This is a genomic window from Achromobacter semiaridum, from assembly GCF_053543755.1.
The window spans coordinates 54,903-74,191 of sequence record NZ_JBLVOL010000019.1; the positions used below are offsets into that span (position 1 = coordinate 54,903).

At 67.3% G+C, this 19,289-nt stretch carries 22 protein-coding genes; 8 read left to right on the forward strand and 14 right to left on the reverse strand.

Translation table 11 applies throughout. From position 1 onward, the window contains the following. The 3 genes from ACNPP0_RS06570 to ACNPP0_RS06580 all read left to right on the forward strand — a co-directional run. On the forward strand, positions 1-397 hold a 397-nt coding region (locus ACNPP0_RS06570), incomplete at its 5' end, for a sigma-70 family RNA polymerase sigma factor family protein (protein WP_527892309.1). Between the two features lie 135 nt (positions 398-532). Further along, on the forward strand, positions 533-949 hold the full coding sequence (locus tag ACNPP0_RS06575; RefSeq protein WP_332611581.1) for a cupin domain-containing protein: 417 nt from the start codon (positions 533-535) through the stop codon (positions 947-949). Positions 950-1,177: 228 nt separating this feature from the next. Continuing rightward, a complete protein-coding gene (locus tag ACNPP0_RS06580; RefSeq protein WP_448705363.1) occupies positions 1,178-2,278 on the forward strand; it encodes a LysR family transcriptional regulator in 1,101 nt (366 codons plus the stop codon). Here ACNPP0_RS06580 and ACNPP0_RS06585 read toward each other — a convergent pair. Next, entirely contained in the window at positions 2,170-2,925 is a 756-nt protein-coding gene (locus ACNPP0_RS06585) for an SDR family oxidoreductase (RefSeq protein WP_448705364.1), read from the reverse strand. The two genes, ACNPP0_RS06580 and ACNPP0_RS06585, sit on opposite strands and share 109 nt — an antisense overlap. Before the next feature lie 10 nt (positions 2,926-2,935). After that, the gene (locus ACNPP0_RS06590; RefSeq protein WP_448705365.1) at positions 2,936-3,415 is read right to left on the reverse strand and encodes a carboxymuconolactone decarboxylase family protein; all 480 of its coding nucleotides are present in this window, start codon (positions 3,413-3,415) and stop codon (positions 2,936-2,938) included. Positions 3,416-3,679: 264 nt separating this feature from the next. On the opposite strand from ACNPP0_RS06590, the gene ACNPP0_RS06595 reads away from it, so the two are divergent. After that, entirely contained in the window at positions 3,680-3,937 is a 258-nt protein-coding gene (locus ACNPP0_RS06595) for a CrpP-related protein (RefSeq protein ID WP_448705366.1), read from the forward strand. On the opposite strand, the gene ACNPP0_RS06600 is transcribed toward ACNPP0_RS06595, so the two are convergent. Beyond that, entirely contained in the window at positions 3,890-4,114 is a 225-nt protein-coding gene (locus tag ACNPP0_RS06600) for a DNA-3-methyladenine glycosylase (RefSeq protein ID WP_448705367.1), read from the reverse strand. The two genes, ACNPP0_RS06595 and ACNPP0_RS06600, sit on opposite strands and share 48 nt — an antisense overlap. A gap of 93 nt (positions 4,115-4,207) precedes the next feature. On the opposite strand from ACNPP0_RS06600, the gene ACNPP0_RS06605 reads away from it, so the two are divergent. The 4 genes from ACNPP0_RS06605 to ACNPP0_RS06620 all read left to right on the forward strand — a co-directional run bounded on the left by ACNPP0_RS06605 (position 4,208) and on the right by ACNPP0_RS06620 (position 7,894). Beyond that, positions 4,208-4,573: a VOC family protein gene (locus ACNPP0_RS06605; protein WP_332611568.1), complete on the forward strand. Its 366-nt coding sequence runs from the start codon at positions 4,208-4,210 to the stop codon at positions 4,571-4,573. A gap of 16 nt (positions 4,574-4,589) precedes the next feature. After that, positions 4,590-5,453, forward strand: coding sequence for a LysR family transcriptional regulator (locus ACNPP0_RS06610; RefSeq protein WP_332611566.1), 864 nt, complete (start codon positions 4,590-4,592; stop codon positions 5,451-5,453). Between the two features lie 174 nt (positions 5,454-5,627). Then, positions 5,628-7,235 (forward strand): YbfB/YjiJ family MFS transporter, encoded by a 1,608-nt coding sequence (locus ACNPP0_RS06615; protein WP_448705368.1) that lies wholly within the window; start codon positions 5,628-5,630, stop codon positions 7,233-7,235. A gap of 431 nt (positions 7,236-7,666) precedes the next feature. Further along, positions 7,667-7,894 carry a hypothetical protein gene (locus ACNPP0_RS06620; protein WP_332611563.1) on the forward strand — a complete coding sequence of 76 codons (228 nt, stop codon included), beginning with the start codon at positions 7,667-7,669 and terminating at the stop codon, positions 7,892-7,894. Positions 7,895-7,998: 104 nt separating this feature from the next. Here the strand turns inward: ACNPP0_RS06620 and ACNPP0_RS06625 are convergent, their stop codons facing one another. From ACNPP0_RS06625 to ACNPP0_RS06675, 11 genes are all read right to left on the reverse strand, one after another. Beyond that, positions 7,999-9,207 (reverse strand): zinc-dependent alcohol dehydrogenase, encoded by a 1,209-nt coding sequence (locus ACNPP0_RS06625; protein ID WP_448705369.1) that lies wholly within the window; start codon positions 9,205-9,207, stop codon positions 7,999-8,001. Next, positions 9,207-9,434: a hypothetical protein gene (locus ACNPP0_RS06630; RefSeq protein WP_332611560.1), complete on the reverse strand. Its 228-nt coding sequence runs from the start codon at positions 9,432-9,434 to the stop codon at positions 9,207-9,209. Before ACNPP0_RS06630 ends, ACNPP0_RS06625 begins: the two co-directional genes overlap by 1 nt. A gap of 69 nt (positions 9,435-9,503) precedes the next feature. After that, the gene (locus tag ACNPP0_RS06635; RefSeq protein ID WP_448705388.1) at positions 9,504-10,631 is read right to left on the reverse strand and encodes a UDP-glucuronic acid decarboxylase family protein; all 1,128 of its coding nucleotides are present in this window, start codon (positions 10,629-10,631) and stop codon (positions 9,504-9,506) included. Then, positions 10,631-11,599, reverse strand: coding sequence for a glycosyltransferase (locus tag ACNPP0_RS06640; protein ID WP_448705370.1), 969 nt, complete (start codon positions 11,597-11,599; stop codon positions 10,631-10,633). The genes ACNPP0_RS06635 and ACNPP0_RS06640 overlap by 1 nt, the downstream gene beginning before the upstream one ends. Continuing rightward, positions 11,596-12,657: a glycosyltransferase family 9 protein gene (locus ACNPP0_RS06645; RefSeq protein ID WP_332611557.1), complete on the reverse strand. Its 1,062-nt coding sequence runs from the start codon at positions 12,655-12,657 to the stop codon at positions 11,596-11,598. The genes ACNPP0_RS06640 and ACNPP0_RS06645 overlap by 4 nt, the downstream gene beginning before the upstream one ends. Further along, positions 12,654-13,640, reverse strand: a complete 987-nt coding sequence (locus tag ACNPP0_RS06650) for a glycosyltransferase family 2 protein (RefSeq protein WP_448705371.1) — start codon at positions 13,638-13,640, stop codon at positions 12,654-12,656. Before ACNPP0_RS06650 ends, ACNPP0_RS06645 begins: the two co-directional genes overlap by 4 nt. Continuing rightward, positions 13,637-15,376 carry a carbamoyltransferase family protein gene (locus ACNPP0_RS06655; RefSeq protein WP_332611555.1) on the reverse strand — a complete coding sequence of 580 codons (1,740 nt, stop codon included), beginning with the start codon at positions 15,374-15,376 and terminating at the stop codon, positions 13,637-13,639. The genes ACNPP0_RS06650 and ACNPP0_RS06655 overlap by 4 nt, the downstream gene beginning before the upstream one ends. Further along, a complete protein-coding gene (locus ACNPP0_RS06660; protein WP_448705372.1) occupies positions 15,357-16,481 on the reverse strand; it encodes a glycosyltransferase family 9 protein in 1,125 nt (374 codons plus the stop codon). Before ACNPP0_RS06660 ends, ACNPP0_RS06655 begins: the two co-directional genes overlap by 20 nt. 2 nt (positions 16,482-16,483) lie before the next feature. Continuing rightward, positions 16,484-17,074 (reverse strand): D-glycero-alpha-D-manno-heptose-1,7-bisphosphate 7-phosphatase, encoded by a 591-nt coding sequence (locus ACNPP0_RS06665; protein WP_332611553.1) that lies wholly within the window; start codon positions 17,072-17,074, stop codon positions 16,484-16,486. Continuing rightward, positions 17,065-17,808, reverse strand: coding sequence for an SDR family oxidoreductase (locus tag ACNPP0_RS06670; protein ID WP_448705373.1), 744 nt, complete (start codon positions 17,806-17,808; stop codon positions 17,065-17,067). Before ACNPP0_RS06670 ends, ACNPP0_RS06665 begins: the two co-directional genes overlap by 10 nt. A gap of 57 nt (positions 17,809-17,865) precedes the next feature. Then, the gene (locus ACNPP0_RS06675) at positions 17,866-19,137 is read right to left on the reverse strand and encodes a glycosyltransferase family 4 protein (RefSeq protein ID WP_448705374.1); all 1,272 of its coding nucleotides are present in this window, start codon (positions 19,135-19,137) and stop codon (positions 17,866-17,868) included. Between the last annotated feature and the right edge of the window lie 152 nt (positions 19,138-19,289).

Genomic DNA, 19,289 nt, shown 5'->3' on the forward strand with positions numbered 1-19,289 from the left:
CCCGGGCGCGCCGCGTGAAGCCGTCTCGCGGGCGTCCTTGCACCGCCTGTTGCTGGCCTTTGCCGACGCCATGCAGCGCAGCGATTTCCACGGCTTGCATGCCTTGCTGAGCGACGACGCCGAACTGATCGGCGACGGCGGCGGCAAGGCGACGGCCTTTGCGCGGCTGGTGGGCGGCAAACGGCTGGCGCAGTTGTTCTACGCGGGCAAACGCCGCTTTGGCGACGGCCTGCGCGCCGAGGTGGTGCAGATCAACGGGCAATGGACCCTGCTTCGATACATCGACGGGCAACTGGAATCGGTGCAGTCGTACGAGACCGACGGGGAACGATTGACGCGCGTGCTGGTGCAGCGTAACCCCGACAAGCTCGCGCGGATCGCAGCAGCGTTGGGATAAGGCGGTACGCGGCGATGGCGCTCTGCCGCGGCGATGGTGCGCGGCGGGCAACATGGTGATCCCCTGTGCGGATCTACCGCCGCGCGGGTCGGCACTTCTACGATGGGGCCTTGTCATATCCGCCAAGGAACGCCCATGTCGAAACTGTTCAAGCTTGCCCTGCCCGTGGCCCTGGTTGCAACCGGCGCCCTGCTGGGCCACGCCCCGGCCCAGGCCGCGCCCGCCGAACCCATCGTTACCGAACTGATGACGAAGCCGCTGCCGGACATTCCCGGCAAAGACGCCTTGATGATCACGGTCGATTACCCGCCCGGCGCGGCCGACCCGATCCACCGTCACGATGCCTACAGCTTCGTCTATGTCCTGCAAGGCAGCATCATCATGCAGGTCAAGGGCGGCAAGGAAGTCACTTTGACGCCGGGCCAGACCTTCTTCGAAGGGCCGGACGATGTGCACACGGTGGGGCGCAACGCCAGCCAGACCGAACCGGCGAAGTTCGTGGTGGTGCTGATCAAGAAAAAGGGCGCCCCCGCCTTGATCCCCGTTCACTAAGCCGCCCCCACTAAGCCGCCCCCACTGGGCCGGACGCGCGCGGCAGCGGGCCGCCGCCCGCCGCCGGGCGCAACCCGCGCCCGCGTTTGATGCCCTTTTGGTATCCCTCTTGATATCCCTTTTGCTCTCGCCGACCTAGGGGGAAACCCGAAGTTCCTCCCATCGATGTCACAGAATGGCCGCGTGCGCCGTCTTAGCCATAAGACCCACCCTTGCCGCGCCGCCACCATGTCGACACCCTTGTTTGCCCCATCGATCACCCCCTCTCCGCTTGGGCCGGATTCCCTGGCCGACAGCTTTGCCACCAGCTATGCCGGCGTGGTGGCATTCATTGCCGTGGCCGTCGAAGGCAACTTCGCCAAGGCGGGCGACCGGCTGGGCATCGGCCGGTCGGCCGTCAGCCGCAGCGTGCAGAAACTGGAAGACCAGCTAGGTACCCGGCTATTCGTGCGCACCACCCGCAGCACGTCGCTGACCGCCGAGGGGCGGCAATTTTACGATCAGTGCCATCCCGGCGTGGCGCGTATCGTGCAGGCGCTGGATGACATGCGCGAGCTGCGCGAAGGCCCGCCTTCCGGCCACCTTCGCGTGTGTTCCACCGTGGGCTTTGGCCGCAAGGTCGTCGCGCCCCTGCTGCACGGGTTCTGCCGGGCCAACCCCGGCATTGCGGTGGACCTGCTGCTGGACGACGGGCCGACCGACTTCGCGGCGGACGGCGTTGACGTGTCGTTTCGCAATGGCCGCATGGAAGACAGCCAGGTCATCGCAAAAAAAATCACCCCCATGCAGATGCTGCTGTGCGCCTCGCCGGACTACGCCGCCGCCCACGGCCTGCCCGCCAGCGTGGACGACATCCTGGACCACCGTGGCGTGAACTTCCGACTGGCGTCGGGGCGCATTTTTGAATGGGAATTCAAGCTGGGCGACCGCTTGCAGAAGGTGACGCCGCCCGCGATGCTGACCTTCAACGACGCCGACCTGGTGTTGCAGGCGGTGCTGGACGGCCATGGCATTGCGCAGATGGCCGCCTACCAGGTTTGCGACCATCTGCGTGCCGGCACGCTGGTGGCCTGCCTGCCGCAGCACGCGCCCGATGACCGCGGGCATTACCTGTGCTTTTTAAGCCGCCAGCATTTGCCCGCGCGCATGCGCGTGTTCATCGACTACATGACCGAGCACATCCGGGGGTCCGGCCTGCTGCCGCCCCCGGCGCCGCCGCGTTATTTCCTGACGCCGGAATGGCTGAACCAGGTGTCGAAGTCTATCGAGCCCAAGCGCGGCGAGGACGCCGGCACCAGGGTGTCGTCATTGAGCAGCGCGCCGAAATAGCGCGCACCGGGGTCGGCGCGCACCGTGCGGGTATCGCCAGTCTTGTCCAGGTAACGTTGCACCAGCGTGGACAGGCGCACCCGCTCGGGCCCGGCGATTTCCACGATGCCGTTCACCGGCGGGGCCAGCGTGGCGTCCGCCATGGCCAGGGCCACGTCGTCGGACGCAATCGGCTGCACAAAGGCGGGCGACAGCCGCACGTCGTTGCCCTGGGCGCCCGCCTGCACGATGCCGCCCAGGAATTCAAAGAACTGCGTGCTGTGAACGATGGTGTAGGGAATGTCGCCCGCCTCGATCAGCGCTTCCTGCGCGATCTTGCCGCGAAAATAGCCGCTTTCGGCCAGGCGATGCGTGCCCACCACCGACAGCGCCACGTGGTGCCGCACCCCGGCACGCGCTTCGGCGGCCAGCAGGTTGCGCCCCGACGCCTGGAAAAATTCCAGCACGGCCTTGTCGTCAAACGACGGCGAGTTGGCGACATCCACCACGGTGTCCACACCCGCCAACGCGGCGTCCAGGCCCGCGCCGGTGACGGTGTTGACGCCGGTGGCCGGCGAGGCGGCGATGGCCTCGTGGCCCCGTTCGACAAGCCGCTTCACAAGCTTTGAACCGATCAGGCCGGTTCCGCCGATGACCAGGATTTTCATGGCGCTGTCCTTAGCTGAAATTGGCTTTGTCCAGGCCATAGGCCTTGTCGGCCGAGCCCGGCACGGTGCGAAAGCCCACGTTCAGGCGGTTCCATCCGTTGATGGCCATGATGGCGAAGCTGAGGTCGGTGATTTCTTTTTCGGACAATTCGCCGCGCACGCGCTCGTAGATGTCGTCCGGCACGCCGTGCGCGCCCAGCGTCGTCAGCGCTTCGGTCCAGGCCAGGCAGGCCCTTTCGCGCGGTGAAAATTCCGTGGACTCGCGCCAGATCGCAACATGGTGCAGGCGCAATTCGCCTTCGCCACGGATCTTGGCTTCTTTGACGTGCATGTCCAGGCAGAAGCCGCAGCCGTTGATCTGGGACGCGCGGATCTCGATCAGACCCAGGATGGACGGCTCGATCGACCCCGACTTCAACAACATGCCGAATTCAACAAACTTCTTGAAAAGCGCGGGCGATTGCGCAAAGGCGTTAAGGCGTTGACTCATGGTGGCTCCCGGGGGGTTTGGGTAAGCGCGCCGCGCGGTTTCGCGGGCAGCGCAGGATGCTTGAACGACGCCCAAATCGTAGGGCGGGCACCACAACGGCAGTAGCCCCGCACCAGGGACCACGGTGTTGCCCGCGGGGCAACAATGCGCCATCCCCCAGGAACAATTCAACTCCCCCTGTCTGGTACCGCAACACTATTGCAAAGCCCCCCCGAACCGCACGATACTGGCGGTCCGTTCTTCATACTTTTGGAGGGTTCAGCAATGCATCGCAATGACATCCAGAAGCTCGGCGCGAACGCCGCCCGGCAGGGCTTGACCTTGTGGGACTGCCCGTACTATCGCGCTGTAGAAATGCCCGGCCACACGGGCGAGTCGATCTCCCAGTGGCGTGAAAAGGTGCGCGCCTGGGAGGCCGGGTGGCGCATGCAGATGCGCAGCCGCCCGACCCCGGCGCGCGACCGCGCGCATCAGCTAGTCGCCATGGATCGAAGTACGCCGGTAGTCCTCCGCACGGGCTAGGGTGCGATAGAACGAGGCGCCAACATTGACCAGCCTGTCGCACTCCTCCGGGCTCAGGCGCGGGCTGATCTGCACCAGGCAGCTGGCGAATTCCGTCAGCACCTCGGCCCAGTCGTCAAAACGGCGACACGGTGCAGTTTTTACGATCATCTTTGCAAGTAGTTCGTCCTGTAGCATGGGTTTCGCCTCTGTGTGGCCGACAAGCGCCATGCGAAGCAAACGCCATACCCGGCGGCCATCGGCCGCCGCAATCAATTAATCAAGGCCAGCATGTTCGATCACATCGGGTTCGGCGTCAGCGACATGGAACGCAGTCGCGCATTCTTCCTGCAAGCGCTGGCTCCCCTGGGCGTTGGCCTTGCCATGCAAGGGCCCGACAGCGTGGGCCTGGGCCGCGCGGGCAAGCCGTCGATGTGGCTGTATGGCACCCAGGCGGTATCGCCGCCCCTGCACATCGCCATCACCGCCGCCAACCGGGCCGAGGTGGATGCGTTCTACCAGGCCGCCATGGCGGCCGGGGCCGCCGACAATGGCGCGCCTGGCCTGCGCCCCCACTACCACCCCAATTACTACGCCGCCTTCGTGCGGGCGCCCGACGGCCACAACCTGGAAGCCGTGTGCCACCTGCCGGCCTGAGCGCCGCGACGACACCATGAATTGGGACGATGCAAGAATATTCCTTGCGCTTCAACGCGAAGGAACGTTGCGCCGCGCAGCGCGCGTGGCGGGCGTGGACCAAGCCACGATAGGACGGCGGATCGGCGTGCTGGAACACAACCTGGGCGCCACCCTGTTCCTGCGCAGCTCTACCGGCTACACGCTGACGACGGCCGGCAGCGCGGTGCTGCACGCCGCCGAACGCATGGAGCAGTTTGCCAATGACCTGGTGCGACAGGCGCAGGGCACGGACGGGCGGCTGGAAGGCGAAGTAAAGGTGGCCACCACCGATTCGCTGGCGATGGAATTCGTCATTCCGGCCATCGCCGACTTGCACGCGCGCCACCCCGACGTGCGGGTGCGACTGAGCGTAGCCACGCAGATGGCCAACCTGGCCCGGCGCGAGGCCGACATCGCCATCCGCAACATGAAGCCCGACAACCCCGACCTGATCGCTAGACAGCTGGCGCTGTGGCCGGTGGGCCTGTATGCCTCGACAGGCTATCTGGAGCGGCATGGCGCGCCCACCGAGCATGGCGGCTTCAAGGGACACGATCTGGTGTATTACCAGCCCTACCTGGAAGGCGGACGGCCGCCGACCATCGTGGGCGAGCCGGCGCAAGCGGGCCGCATCGTGGCCACGGCCAATTCCAGCCTGATGCTGCGCACGCTGATCGCGGGCGGCGTGGGCATCGGTGAACTGCCGGTGCCCATGGGCGAACGCGGGGGCCTGATACGGCTATGGCCCGGCCGCGAGCGGGAAGGCGGCTTTGCCGTCTGGCTGGTCACGCACCAGGACCTGCGCCACACGGCGCGCGTGCGCGCCTTTATCGATACGGTCGTGGCGCAGTTCGAATAGCGGGGTGCGCAAGGCGGCCGGGGATCGATGCCGCGCCCTGCGCCCGCCGTCTGCAAACCGCTGCGTTTTTGCATCACAGCCATTGCAAATTGCTGCGTGATTCCAGCACTTGGCGTTCCTATACTTTTTGCATATCGACCCGATTGGGTCGTGCTGAAAACGTAGAGGTCCACCATGTCACGACCATCCCCCCCCGCCCTGCAACCGACCGCCGGCGCCGCCTGGCGCTATGTGCTGGCTGGGTTTGCCGCCAGTCTGGCCAGCATCGGGCTGGCCCGATTTGCCTATGCGCCCCTGGTCCCCGCATTGATCCAGGCGCACTGGTTCTCATCGTCCAGCGTCGTGTTCCTAAGCGCCGCGAACCTGACCGGCTACCTGGTCGGCGCGCTGATCGGTCAGCCCCTGGCGCGGCGTTTTTCCAACACCCAGGTACTGCGCGCCATGATGGCGCTGGTGACGCTGGCGTTTCTGGCTTGTGCCTACCGCCAAGCGCTGGGGTGGTTCTTCGGCTGGCGCCTGATGTCGGGCATTGCGGGCGGCGCCATCATGGTGCTGGCCGCCGCCACCGTGCTGCCGCACGTGCCGCGCGAACGCCGTGGCCTGGCCGGCGGCGCGATATTCCTGGGCATCGGCGTGGGCATTGCCGGCTCGGGCACGGTGGTGCCGTGGCTGCTGGGCTTCGGGCTGCAAGCCGCATGGCTGGGGCTGGCCGCGATCTCGGCGGTGCTGACCTTGCTGACATGGAGCGCGTGGCCGGCTCATGGCGCGACCGTGCTCGTATCGCCGGCGGCACCGTCGCCGTCGGCGTTGGCCTCGGTCAGCGCCGGCGCCGGGACGAGCGGCGTTGGAACGAGCGGCGTTGGGACGACCGGCGCTGGAACGAGCGGGGCGGGCACGTCCGGCAGGGGCACGCCCCGCGACTCATCCGCGCCCGCGTCAGCCCCCACGGACGCTTCCGACCCGCGCGCCGGAGTCGTGTTGTTGTTCGGCCAATACGGTCTGATGGCCGTGGCGCTGGTGGCGCCAATGGTGTTCCTGGTGGACTTTGTCCAACGCGGCCTGGCCGGTGATCCGCACGCCGGTGCGTATTACTGGATTCTGTACGGGGTGGGCGCGATGATGGGGCCGCCGCTGTATGGCTGGCTGGGAGACAGGCTGGGTCCGCGCAGCGCCTTGCGTCTGGTGTTGGCGATGCAGGCCGTTGCCATGGCCGCGCTGACGCTGGCGCACGGGGGCGCGTTGCTCGCGGCCGCCGCATTCATGGTGGGCACCTTCCCCCCCGGCATCGTGCCCCTGGCGCTGGCGCGCATCCACGACCTGATTCCGCACGACCCCCTGGCGCAGAACCGTGCATGGAGCCGCGCCACCGTCAGCTTCGCCACCTTTCAGGCGGTGGCGGGATACGCCTACTCGGCCGTATTCAGCGCCACCGGAGGCCAACACCGCGTGCTGTTCGCGGTGGGCGCGGTGGCTCTGGTGGTGGCGTTGCTGGCCGAATTGCGCCCGATTGAACGCGCCCTTGGCCGCCGCCTGGGCGCGGATTCCAATCAGGGGATAGCGGACAGGTCCTCGCCGGGATCGGGAGCGGGGCTGGCCGGGGCCGCCGGCGCCGTGCCTGCGGGCGGGGCCGCGGGGCCGTTGCTTTGCGGGGCCGGGGGCGGATTTGCCGGAGGGCTTGCTGAAGGGTTTGCCGAAGGGCGTTCCGATGGGCCCGCGGTCGACTTCTCGTGCCGGCTGGCGCATACGAAGGCCAGCTTGTTGCCCTCGGGGTCGCGACAGTAGGCGGCGTAGAAGTCCGGCGCGTACCGGCTGCGCAAGCCGGGCGCGCCTTCGTCCACGGCGCCGTGCGCCAGCGCTGCGGTCCAGCACTGGCGCACCACGTCTTCCGAGGACGCCTCGAAGCTGACCTGGCAGGCATTGCCCCAGGTGGCGGGCAAGCCATTAAACGGAGGCGCGACCACAAACGTCGGCCACCGCGCCGAGCCCACGCCCCAGATAACGCCTTCCGGCCCCGCGTTGTCGATGGCGTTGCGCCGCGCCAAACCCAGCGGCGCCAACACGGCGTCATAGAAGTCCACCAGCCGGGGCCAATCGCGCGCGCCGATTTGGATGTGAGTAAACATAAAGTCTCCTTCAGGAATGGCAGTTGCTGAACCGGTGCCGACGCCGCGCATCCCGCAAGGCACGCAACCCGCACCCTGCCAGGAGGAACCATGACCGATTCCAAACCCGCGCCCGCCCCCAACCCGCCGCCCTCGCCGCACGTGGACCCCGCTGAAAAGGGCGCCACCGGCCAACCCGTGGCCGACGGGCCGCCGCAAGGCGAGGTCAATCACGATCCGAACACCAATTCGGGCTATCCGGCAGGCGGTTCGCAGGCCGAGGAAGGCAAAGACGTCTACGGGCGTCCGGTGGACCCGGCCAGGCCGACCCGAAAGTAAGGGCCGGGCGCCGACCTTCGCGTCGGCTTACGCCGGCGCCCGGCGCATGCAAGCAAGCAAGGGCCGGCCCCCAGCCGCCCTTCCGGCCGCCAAACCCGCAGCCATCAGGCCGCAGGCTCCAGCTGAACCTTCAGCCAGCCTGGCTGCCGGGTGTCGAACGCCTTGAACGCATCCACCGCCTGCGTCAACGGCTCTTGCCGCGTCAGGATGGCCGCCGGGTCCACCGCGCCCGTGCGCACCAGCTCCATCAGCATCGGCACGTATTTGCGGTGATTGCAGTTGCCCATGCGCAAGGTCAGGTTCTTGTTCATGGCCTCGCCGATCGGAAACGTGCGGTCGTTGGGCGGATACACGCCGATGATCGACAGCATGCCCGCCTTGGCCAACGCCTGCACCGCCCATTGCAATGCTTGCGACGGCGCGTTGCCCGGCCGCCAATTGTCGCCATCCGGCTTGGCATGGGGCGCGCCTTTGCGCGCCTCTTCTTCCATAGACGCGTTGGTGTCCGCACTGCCTGCCGGGCCGGCGTGCGCATGCACGGCGTCCACGCCCACCGCATCGATGGCGCAGTCGGCGCCGATGCCGCCCGTCAAGCCCTTGATGCACGCCACGGGGTCTTCCGCGTTGAAATCGATGACCTCGGCGCCCTGCGCGCGCGCCATGGCCAGCCGGTCCGGCACGGTGTCCACGGCAAAGATCCGGCCGGCCTGCATCAGCTTGGCCGACGCAATGGCAAACTGCCCCACCGGGCCGCAGCCGAATACCGCCACGGTGTGCCCGGGCTTGATGTCGGCCAGGTCGGCGCCGAAATATCCCGTCGGAAAAATGTCGGACAGCATCAAGGCCTGCTCGTCGCTGACACTGTCCGGCACCTTGACCAGATTGACGTTGGCAAACGGCACGCGGGCCAGTTCGGCCTGCAAGCCGTTGAATGGGCCGGTGGATTGCGGGCCGCCATAAAACGAGGTGCCGGCGTCGCGTCCATTGGGGTTGGCCACGTCGCACTGCGAGTAATAGCCGGCGCGGCAGTACGAGCAATAGCCGCAGGCAATGGTGGATGGAATCACCACGCGGTCGCCCACGTTCAGGTTGCGCACGCCGGGCCCCGTCTGCTCGACCACGCCCACGCCTTCATGGCCCAGGATGGTGCCGGGCTTCATGGATTCCATGGTGCCGCGAATGAAATGCAGGTCGGTGCCGCAGATGGCGCTGGCGGTCAGGCGCACGATGGCGTCGTTGTCTTCCTGCAAGACGGGGTCGGGGACGGTGTCCAGGCGGATGTCGCCGATGCCGTGAAATACAACAGCTTTCATTATTTGCTCCTTGAGGTGCCCGACCGGTTGTCGACCGGCGGGGCGTCCGGCGTGGCATTGCCCGGGTCCCAGACGTCGTCGGGGTGCATGCCCGGTGGCACCTGCTGGCCGGCGCCGGTGCGGTTGGGGTCAGCGGGGCGACCCGCCAGCGTGCGTTCCGATTCCGGCACGGGCTTGCGGTCGGCCGCCTCCGGGTCGTCCTGATGGGAGTGTGGCTGGGTACTCATCACGTGCTCCTTGGTGGGCGATGTGCGCGGCGACAGGATGGCGCCGCATGCCGGAGCACGCAGCAATCCCTATGCCCGATCGGCGGGCGCGTAGCGGCGCGCGCTGGCGCCCGGCACGGCGTGCTCCGAGTGATCGGCCTGCTCCGAGTGGTCGGCCTGCTCCGAGTGATTGGCCTGCTCCGAGTGATCGGCGTTGTCGGTCCGCTGCGCGTGCTGGACCGGGCCATCCGCCGGACGCGTGCGCTTGGCCTCGGCCGCGAAGTACGCCACCGTGCGCGCGATGCCCTCGGCCGGGTCCACCCTGGGGCTCCACCCCAGCCGGGTCCGCGCCAGCGTGATGTCGGGGCAACGGTGCGTGGGATCATCCACCGGCAATTCGCGGTGCACCAGCGGCGCGCGCGAGCCGGTCAGTTTCAGCACCATGTCGGCCATTTCCAGCATCGTCAATTCGGCGGGGTTGCCCAGGTTGACCGGCTGCGCCAGGTCCTCGGGGCTTTCCATCAGCCGGACCAGGCCATCGATCAGGTCGTCCACATAACAGAACGAACGCGTCTGGGTGCCATCGCCGTAAACGGTCAGCGGCTGCCCCGCCAGCGCCTGCACGATGAAATTCGACACCACGCGGCCATCGTCCGGCGCCATGCGCGGCCCGTAGGTATTGAAGATGCGCGCGATCTTCACCACCACGCCTTCGCGCCGCGCATATTCCATGAATATCGTCTCCGCGCAGCGCTTGCCCTCGTCATAACAAGAGCGCGGCCCCACGGGATTCACGTGCCCCCAGTAGCCTTCACCCTGCGGGTGCTCCAGCGGGTCGCCATAGACCTCGCTGGTGGACGCTTGCAACACCCGGGCACCGACATCGCGCGCCAGTTCCAGCAGCTGCATCGCGCCCAGCACGCAGGTGCGCAGCGTCTTGAGCGGGTCGGCCTGATAGTGCACCGGCGAAGCCGGACACGCCAGGTTGTAGATGCGGTCCACGCGCACACGCGGCAGCTTGTCGACCACGTCGTGGCGCATGACGGTAAAGCGCGGGTGCGCGGCCAGCGGCGACACGTTGCACGCCCGCCCCGTCTGGAAATTGTCGACGCATATCACTTCCCACCCGTCGTTCAACAGGCGCGAGCAAAGGTGCGAGCCCAGAAAGCCCGCCCCGCCCGCCACCAGCGCGCGGCCGCTACGTGGAATATCGTTCATCATGCTGCCTCCAGGATCGTGTCGAACACGTCTATCCAATCAGAAATAAAGCGGCCCATGCCGAAGCGTTTCAGCGCGGTCCGGCGCCCGGCCTCGCCCCAGGCCCGCGCCAGTTCCGGCTCGGCCACCAGTTGCCGCGCGACCGCCAGCAGGCGGTCCGGCCGTGTATCCACATAGCCGTTTTCACCGTTCTTGATCACGGTCGGCAGCTCGGTGGTGGCAAAGCCCACCACCGGCACGCCGCACAGCATGGCCTCGACCAAGGACAGGCCCAGGCTGGCATAGCGGATGGGGCTGAAAAAATAGCGATACCGCGCCATCACGGCGCCCACTTCCATATTGGGCACTTCGCCCAGCCCGCCCAACTCCTCCGAGCCCATGCCGATCAGGTCCATGGGGGTTTGCGCGCGCAGCTGGTCGAACAGGTCGCGGCCCAGGCGGCGGCCGCGTCGGCCCAGGTGGTTGATGACCACGATGCCGCGCGGGTTACGGCCGTCATAGGTGACATCGGGCGGCGGCACGCCGTGCTCGACGACGCGCACCGGCATGCCGTCCGAGTCCCACATCGCGGCGTTGAACGGCGTCACGTGCACGACCAGGCCGCGCTCGTGCCGGAAGGGATGCATGGTGTCGGTGGGATGCGGCTCGGGCGGGTTGTGTTCCAGGTAGACGCTGGGCAGCGCGCGCTGCGCGTCGTTCAGCCAGCGGGGCGCATCCGCCAGGTTCTGCCGCGACTGATACAGCACGCAGTCGAAGGCCATGCCGCGCAGGTTCTCGGCGGGCACCTGCACCACGTTCGCGGGCCACGGTATCTTGCGGCCCAGCGCGCCATAGCCCGACGGATTGCCCGGCAGGGAAGGCACCACGAAGTCATGCGGCACATGGCTCAGGGCATACAGATAATTGCCATGAACATGCCAGGTGAGAATGCGCAGGCGCCGACGCGGCGCCGCCACGGACTGCGTCATTGCACGGCCCCCCTGAGTTGATGTTGAACTTGCCCCAGCACATCGGGCACGGTCACCGCCAAGGCGCACGGGTGCCCGATGGGGCATTCCTCGAACGCGCACGGGCGGCAGGCCATGTCGGCGGCCAGCACCACGTGGCGTGCACTGTCGATCGGGGCCCAGCGCCGCTGGTCGCTGCCGCAGGCGATGACGACGCTCATCGCGCCCACGCCCGCCGCCACGTGCGACACCCCCGTGTCGTTGCACACCAGCAGACGGCACATCGTCAACAGCGCCGCCAGGCTGCCCAGGTTGGTCTGCCCGCACAGGTTGGTCAGGGGCACGCCCGCCTGGTCTTGCAGCGACTGCACCAGCGGCATCTCGCTGTGCATGCCGGTCAAGGCCACTTGCCAACCCTGGCGGGACAGTTCGCCCGCCAGCGCCGCGTAGCGCTCCAAGGGCCAACGCCGCGAGGGCAGCCGCGCGCCGACGTGCATCAGGATCAGCTTGTCGGGGTCCAGCGCATGCTTGCGGACCAGGGCCTCGGCATCGCGCCGATCCGTCTGCGACACCGGAAATTCCAGCGCATCGTCATCCGCTTGCAGCCCCAGGTATCGCAACAAGGCCAGATAGCGGCGCGGCTCGGGCAGGTCGTCCGGCCACACCATGCGGCAGCCGGGAATCCGCGCGGCCGGGTCCGCCACGAATCCGCCCCACCGCCCGGCGCCCAGCTGCGCGACGATGGGGTTGGACTGCGTGCCGCTGCCGTGCAATTGCAAGGCCACGTCGGCGTGCAACGCGCGCACGCGCCGGTAGAACGCGGGCAGATCGTCCGGCCGTGGCTGCTGCTCGGGAAAGGCCGGTATGCCGGGAAACTCGATCAGCTCGTCCACATACGCGTGAAAGCGGTCAACGAATTCATGCGCGTTGGGCAGGCCCACAAGAACAATGTGCGTGTGCGGAAACGCGCGCCGCAATGCACGCAACGCTGGCACGGCGCACAGCATGTCGCCCAACTGCAAGGCGCGAAACACCACCAGCGTGGCGGGCGGGCGCAAGGGATCAAATAGCGGCTTCACGATTCGCTCCTGGCAAACCGCAGCAGGCCTACCAGCCGCCACCAGATGGACAGCAGCGGAATGCAAGCCGACGTGATCGCCAAGTCGACCACGTTGCGCAAGCTGCGGCGCGTGCCGCGCAAGCGACGCATGAAGAAATGCACGCTTAGCGCCAGCCACGCGCCCGCCGCGGCGATGGCGGCGGTGAAATAACCCAGCGCCGCCAGCGCCACCGCGCCCACCGCTGCCGCCGTTACCCCCAGGTAGAACCGGGGCGGGTGCGAGCGGATGCGGCTGCGATACAGCAGCGGATATTTCTTGCGCAACAGCATGTCGAACATCACTTTTTTCTGCATGCCCAGGCCCGCCGCGAAGCGCACCGGGCGCATCGGATGCAGCACGCGGGCCAAGGGCGCGCGCTGCACCGAAAAGCCATGGTCCAGCAAGGCAAAGTGCAGGTCCGAGTCTTCGCGCCACGCCATGGTGTAGCGGGTATCGAAGCCGCCGACCACTTGCAGCGCCGTGCGCCGCACGAAGCAATTGGCGGTGATGAACTCAGACCGCGTCAAGCCGGCCGCATCTCGTTCGTAGTCGCTGGGCGGATCGGGCAGCGGCATTTCAGTCGCCCCGGTCACCGCCGCCAGATTGGGCCGCAGCGCCAGCACGCCATGGCCCAGCCAATCGGGTTGCGGGATGGTGTCGTCGTCGGTGAACGCAATGATTTCGCCGCGCGCGCTTTGCCAGCCCTGGTTGCGCGCACCGGCTGGCCCGCGTGTGCCCACTACCGGCAGATAGCGCAGCGCCGGCCGCCCGCCCCAGGCCTTCTGCAAGGCCTCGACCTGGCGACGCGTGCCGGCCAGCGCGGCGTCGTCGCACACCAGCACTTCGTACTGGTCGCGCGGAAAACGCTGGTTGGCCAGCGCCTCGAGGCAGCGCGCCAGCAGGTCGGGGCGGCGATACGTAGGCACCACGACCGACACCAGAATGGAAGCGGCGTCGCTCATCTTGGTTTCTCGACCAGATACGAACCGATCACCAGCGCATCCAGCGGCGACGTCCAGAAGCACTCGACGGCGTCCCGGGGCGAACACACCACCGGTTCTCCGCGCGTGTTGAACGACGTGTTCACCAGCACGGGCACGCCCGTCAGCCGCTCAAAGGCCACCAGCAAATCGTAGTAGCGCGGGTTCTGATCGTGCCTGACGGTTTGCACACGCGCCGTGCCGTCGATGTGCCGCACGGCCGGAATCTGCTGCGCGCGATGCGGCAACACGTCGTAGACGAACAGCATGAACGGCGCGCAGATCGAGGCCGCGCCCCGACCATCGAACCATTCCGCCGCCCGTTCTTCCAGCACCACGGGCGCCACGGGCCGGAAGTCCTCGCGGTCCTTCAAGCCATTCAAGCGCGCCTGCATGCCGCTATCCAGCGGCGAGGCCAGGATGGATCGCGCGCCCAGCGCGCGCGGGCCGAACTCCATCCGCCCCTGGAACCAGCCCAGGATCTTTTCCTGGGCCAGCAAGGCGGCCGCCTCGCCCGCCACATCGTCCAGACGCCGGAACTCAAGCCGCGAGTTATAGAGGAAGCGTTCAATTTCCTCGTCGCCGTATGAGGGGCCCAGGTAGGCGTGTTCCATCGACCATTCGCGCTTGCAGCCGCGCCGGTGATAGTCCACGTACAGCGCCGCGCCCAGCGACGTGCCCGAGTCACCGGCCGCCGGCTGCACCCAGACGGAATCAAACGGCCCGTCCTTGGCGATGCGCGCGTTCATCACGCAGTTAAGCGCCACGCCGCCCGCCATGCACAGTTCCTTGGCGCCCGTTTTTTCGTGCAGCCACTGCACCATGTGCAACGCGGTCTCTTCCAGCACGTATTGCAACGAGCTGGCGATGTCCTTGTGCTTGTCCTCAAAGGGCGCACCACGCCGGCGCGGCGGGCCGAAGCGCTCGGCCAGGCGTGCCGGTTGCAGGGAATAACCGCCCTCCTCTTCCAACCGCAGGATGTCGCGGAATTCGGCGCGGTACTTTGGCTTGCCGAACGAGGCCAAGGCCATCACCTTGTATTCATCGGAAGAATGCAGAAAGCCCAGATAGCGCGTGACGTCTTCGTACAGCAGGCCCAGCGAATGCGGCAGGTCGATCTGCTTGAGCCGCGCGTACTCGCCGCCTGAAAAATGGCCGAAGCTGGTCGTGGTCTTTTCGCCGCGCCCGTCCATCGTCAACACCGCCGATTCCTTGCAGGGCGCGGCCAGGAACGCACTGGCCTCGTGCGACAGATGGTGGTCCAGGTAAACCCAGCGATCCAGAATGTGTTCCAGCGTCAGGTCGTCAAAGCGCGGCGACTTCAAGTGATGCGGCGCGCCGTCCAGCAATTGGCGCGGCGCGTTCACCAGGTAAGAAAGGAACAACGGGTCCCACGGGGACTCGCCATTGGGCCCGAAGCCCGCACGCGACGGCTCCAGCGGCAGCGCGATATCCAGCGGCCGGGGTTGACCATCGGCCAGCAGCGCCGGGTCGTAGGAATAGACGATGTGGTCCACGTCGCGCAGTCGGATATCCGCCACCGACAGGCAATAGTCGATGGCGTAATACGGCAGTTGCCACGTGGTGAAGGGAACCGGGCGCTTGCCGTGCTTGACCCGCGTGAAGCGCTCTTCCTCGGCCGCCGCAAGGACGATGCCGTCCCGCACAAGCGTGGCGGAGCAGTCGTGGTAGGCCGCGTTAATGCCTAGTGTGTACATGGGTGGTCTCCTTGGCCGCGCGCGGACCGAACAGGTCCACGCGAGTCTCGTTCAACAGTTCCCGCGCCGCCGTCGCTACCCGGGTGGGCGCAACGCCGGCAAGGCAAGCCTGGTGTCCTTCCGGGCACACGCTGCGATAGCAGTATTTGCACGGCACATCGTGGTTCAGCACACGCGCGGGCGTCTGCCACGGCGTGTGTTGCGGATTGGTCAGCGCGTACAGGTCCACCACCGGCACGCCCAGCGCGGCGGCAATGTGCGCCGGTCCGCTGTTGTTGCAGATCATCAGCGCAGACGCCTCAAGCGCCGCGCCCAGTTCGCCCAGCGTCAGGCCGTTGGACAGGTCGATCAGGCCGGGCAGCAACTGCCGCGCTTCGGCCAGCGCCACAGCCAGCTCGGCGTCCTCGTGCCCACCCAGCAGCAGGATGCGGCGGCCATCGCCGCGCAGTTCGACCAGCGCCTGCACCATCTGCCGGGCCGGATAGCGCCGCGACGACGCCGTGGCGCCGGCATGCGCGCAGATCCAGCCGCCCGTCTCCGTCACGCCCGCATGGTGCAGCTTGGCCTGTAGCGAGAAGCGATCAGAATCGCTGACCCGGAACGACATGCGGGCGTTATCGCAATGCGCCCCGACGCTGGCCACCAGGTCCAGCTGGCGCTGCACTTCGTGGCGGATGCCCGAGGCCGGTTCGGTTTCCCGCACCCAGTCCGAGATCAGCCGATACGGGTTTTCGCGGCAGTGCGCCAGCACACGCGGTACGCCCGCCAGATGGCACAGCAGTGCGGCGGGCAGCGGGCTTTGGCTGTACGCCGTGAAAATCACGGCGGCATCGGGCCGCAGCGCCCGCACCCGCGCGATGGCATCCAGATCCTGCTCGCGGCCCTGCGAATCGTTCTTGACCCACGCCGGGTCGTACGCCAGCGCGGTGTCCACCTCGGGGATATGGGCGGCAACGCGTGCGCCGGAATGGGACGTCAACAAGGACAAGCGCCGTGCGCCCGCCTGGCGCAGCGCCCGGAACGCGGGCGTGCACATCACCACGTCGCCCATGTTGTCCAGGCGTATGCACAAGACGTGCGCGCATTCCTGCCAGTTCCAGGCCATGGTCACCCCTTGCCCGGCGCCAGCGGCACCGGCGGGTTGGACAGCACGATCTGAGCGGCGGCGTCCAGGTCGGGCGCGCGGCAGTGCGGCAGCCGGTGCGGGCCGTCGCGCCATTCGGTTTCGTTGCCGACGTCCAGCAAGATGGTGCGGCAGCCGGCCAGGTTGCCCGCTTCGATGTCGTCCAGAATGTCGCCGATGAACCAGGACGCGCGCAGGTCCAGGCCCAATTCATCGGCGGCGCGCAGCAGCAGGCCGGGCTTGGGCTTGCGGCAATCGCAATCAATGTCGTACCCCTGCACCACGCCGTCGGGATGGTGCGGGCACCAATAAAAGCCATCCAGGTGTGCCCCTGCCGCCATGAACATCGACGCCAGTTTCACGTGCACGGCGTCCAGCGCGCCGGCCGGGAACATGCCGCGCGCCACGCCCGACTGGTTGCTGATGACCACCAGCGGCAGGTCGGACGCAGCCAGGCGCGACAGGCCCGCCAGCGCCATCGGCGCGTAGGCCATGCGCGCGGGGTCCACGTTGTAGGGTTCGTCCGCCAACACCGTGCCGTCCTTGTCCAGAAAGACCGCCGGCCTCAAGGCCATGACGTTTCCTTCATCGGCAGCACCATGATTTCCGGCACCACTGTTTCTTCCGGCTGCGTCAACACGAAGCGCACGGCGCGCGCCACATTGGCGGGGTCTTGGAGCGTGTTGGTATCAATATCCGGAAAGCGGTCAAGCAGGAACGGGGTACGCATACCGCCCGCGATCACCGCGCTGACCTTGATGCCCGCGCCGCGCAGTTCGGCGTGCAAGGCGTGCGACAAGCCCATCAAGCCCCACTTGCTGGCGTGATAAGCACTGGCGTTGGGCCATGCGCGGCGCGCGGCGGTGGAGGCCACGTTGACGATGTGGCCGCCCGGGCTGAGCCGGTCCTTGCCCAGCTTGGCCATCAGGAACGGCCCCGTCAGGTTGGTGCGCAGCACGCGTTCCCAAACGTCGGGGTCCAGATCGTCGATGGGCGCGGTCACGTCCACGCCCGCGCTGTTGACGATGGCATCCAGTTTGCCGAACTGGCGCACCACCGCGTCCAGCCCTTCACGCACGTCGGCCACCACACCCACGTCCATGATGCAGGCCATGACGTTGGCGCCCTGCTCCGACAGCCGGCGAGCAAGCGCGGTGGCGCGCTGCTCATCAACGTCGGTCACCGCAACGCTGGCGCCTTCCGCCGCCAGCATTTCGCACAGCGCCGCGCCCAGGCCGCTGCCTCCGCCGGTCACCAGCACGCAGCGCCCTTTCAGGCTTTCAAAGTGGTTGTTCGCAAGTTCGGTCATCGTGTACTCCGTGATTGTTCCGGACCCGGTCCGGGGTTATGCAAGGGCTATCTCCGATCACGCCGCGATGCGAGTGGCGTGGCGATCCGCGTGGACCGCGCCGGCCACCATGTGGCCATAGACGGACATCAGGTCCTGGCCCACGCGCTTCCAGGTATACAGACGCCGCGCGCGCATCCGCCCCGCCTCGCCCATGCGGGCCCGCAGTTGCGCATCGGCGGCCAGCTGGGCCAGGCGTTGCGCCAGCGCGTCCGGGTCGCGCGGCGGCACCAGGAAGCCGGTCTTGCCATGCACCACCGTGCTGCGGATGCCCCCGGTGTCCGATCCAACCACCGGCTTGCCGCAGGCCATGGCTTCCACCGGCGTGATGCCAAAGGGCTCGTACCACGGCGTGGTCACAAACACGTCGCTGGCGCTGTAATAGGTGGCCAATTGGTCGCGGTGACGGCGGCCGGTGAATTCCACCCATTGCGCCACGCCCTCTTCGTCGGCGATGCGGCGCAGGCGGCCGATCTCGGGCGTCGACGCCTCGTCGGCGCTATCGCTGTTGCCGCCCACGATGCACAGGCGCGCGTTCACGCCATGCTGGTGGCGCAGGCGCCCCAGGGCGCGTATGACGTTGTCAACGCCTTTGCGCGGCACCATCCGGCCCAGCTGCAACAGCGTGAATGCGGAGTCGTCCCATCCCAGGGCGGCACGCGAGGCCGCGGCGGGACGCGGCGCCATCTCGGCGGCGTCGTAACCACAAGGCACGATCTCGATGCGACGGGGGTCGGCGCCATACAGTTCGATCAGGTCGGCCCGGTCTTGCGGGCATTCCGCCACGATGCGGTCGGCGCGGCGCGTGATCTCGTCTTCGATATCGAAGCGCACGTCGGGAAACAGGTCAGCTTCTTGCTGGTGGCGGCGGCGCACCTTGCCCAGCGCGTGGAAAGTCACCGCCAGCGGAATGCCGAAGTGCTGCGCGACTGGCAACGCGGCCATCGCGGACATGAAAAAGTTGGCGTGAATCACGTCATAGCCGCGCCCCTGCCGGCCGAAATAGCGCAGCAGGAAGGCCGAGAACTCATCCATGTACGGCAGCATTTTTTCTTTGGGCAGGTAGCTGTCGGGCCCTGCCGGCACATGCACGACACGCACGCCGCGCATCATGGTCTGCTCGGCCTCCAGCGCCGGGTTGTCCTTGCGGGTGAATACGTCCACCTGCATGCCGGCGCGCGCAAGTTCGCGCGCCACATTCGCCACATAAACGTTCTGGCCGCCGCTGTCCACGCTGCCTGCAATTGCAAGCGGCGAGGCATGCTCACTGATGATGGCAATTCTTTTCATGGTCCGACTCCGTTGATCGTGCCTGTTTCCAGACCAACGATGAGCAAGTGGTGTGCCGAAGCGCATGCCACCGGGGCCATGCAACGCATCGATATTCAAGGCTCGGTTTTTTGACACGGCACTTCTTACACGCACGGTAAGAAGTGCCGTAT

What these genes read in the sequence shown, in the direction of transcription:
- ACNPP0_RS06600 (WP_448705367.1), bottom strand. Translation starts at nt 4,114, where the DNA reads ATGCTACAGGACGAACTACTTGCAAAGATGATCGTAAAAACTGCACCG.
- ACNPP0_RS06575 (WP_332611581.1), top strand. Translation starts at nt 533, where the DNA reads ATGTCGAAACTGTTCAAGCTTGCCCTGCCCGTGGCCCTGGTTGCAACC.
- ACNPP0_RS06660 (WP_448705372.1), bottom strand. Translation starts at nt 16,481, where the DNA reads ATGGCCTGGAACTGGCAGGAATGCGCGCACGTCTTGTGCATACGCCTG.
- ACNPP0_RS06595 (WP_448705366.1), top strand. Translation starts at nt 3,680, where the DNA reads ATGCATCGCAATGACATCCAGAAGCTCGGCGCGAACGCCGCCCGGCAG.
- ACNPP0_RS06650 (WP_448705371.1), bottom strand. Translation starts at nt 13,640, where the DNA reads ATGAGCGACGCCGCTTCCATTCTGGTGTCGGTCGTGGTGCCTACGTAT.
- ACNPP0_RS06605 (WP_332611568.1), top strand. Translation starts at nt 4,208, where the DNA reads ATGTTCGATCACATCGGGTTCGGCGTCAGCGACATGGAACGCAGTCGC.
- ACNPP0_RS06580 (WP_448705363.1), top strand. Translation starts at nt 1,178, where the DNA reads ATGTCGACACCCTTGTTTGCCCCATCGATCACCCCCTCTCCGCTTGGG.
- ACNPP0_RS06640 (WP_448705370.1), bottom strand. Translation starts at nt 11,599, where the DNA reads ATGACGCAGTCCGTGGCGGCGCCGCGTCGGCGCCTGCGCATTCTCACC.
- ACNPP0_RS06675 (WP_448705374.1), bottom strand. Translation starts at nt 19,137, where the DNA reads ATGAAAAGAATTGCCATCATCAGTGAGCATGCCTCGCCGCTTGCAATT.
- ACNPP0_RS06620 (WP_332611563.1), top strand. Translation starts at nt 7,667, where the DNA reads ATGACCGATTCCAAACCCGCGCCCGCCCCCAACCCGCCGCCCTCGCCG.
- ACNPP0_RS06590 (WP_448705365.1), bottom strand. Translation starts at nt 3,415, where the DNA reads ATGAGTCAACGCCTTAACGCCTTTGCGCAATCGCCCGCGCTTTTCAAG.
- ACNPP0_RS06610 (WP_332611566.1), top strand. Translation starts at nt 4,590, where the DNA reads ATGAATTGGGACGATGCAAGAATATTCCTTGCGCTTCAACGCGAAGGA.
- ACNPP0_RS06635 (WP_448705388.1), bottom strand. Translation starts at nt 10,631, where the DNA reads ATGAACGATATTCCACGTAGCGGCCGCGCGCTGGTGGCGGGCGGGGCG.
- ACNPP0_RS06625 (WP_448705369.1), bottom strand. Translation starts at nt 9,207, where the DNA reads ATGAAAGCTGTTGTATTTCACGGCATCGGCGACATCCGCCTGGACACC.
- ACNPP0_RS06665 (WP_332611553.1), bottom strand. Translation starts at nt 17,074, where the DNA reads ATGGCCTTGAGGCCGGCGGTCTTTCTGGACAAGGACGGCACGGTGTTG.
- ACNPP0_RS06655 (WP_332611555.1), bottom strand. Translation starts at nt 15,376, where the DNA reads ATGTACACACTAGGCATTAACGCGGCCTACCACGACTGCTCCGCCACG.
- ACNPP0_RS06670 (WP_448705373.1), bottom strand. Translation starts at nt 17,808, where the DNA reads ATGACCGAACTTGCGAACAACCACTTTGAAAGCCTGAAAGGGCGCTGC.
- ACNPP0_RS06585 (WP_448705364.1), bottom strand. Translation starts at nt 2,925, where the DNA reads ATGAAAATCCTGGTCATCGGCGGAACCGGCCTGATCGGTTCAAAGCTT.
- ACNPP0_RS06615 (WP_448705368.1), top strand. Translation starts at nt 5,628, where the DNA reads ATGTCACGACCATCCCCCCCCGCCCTGCAACCGACCGCCGGCGCCGCC.
- ACNPP0_RS06630 (WP_332611560.1), bottom strand. Translation starts at nt 9,434, where the DNA reads ATGAGTACCCAGCCACACTCCCATCAGGACGACCCGGAGGCGGCCGAC.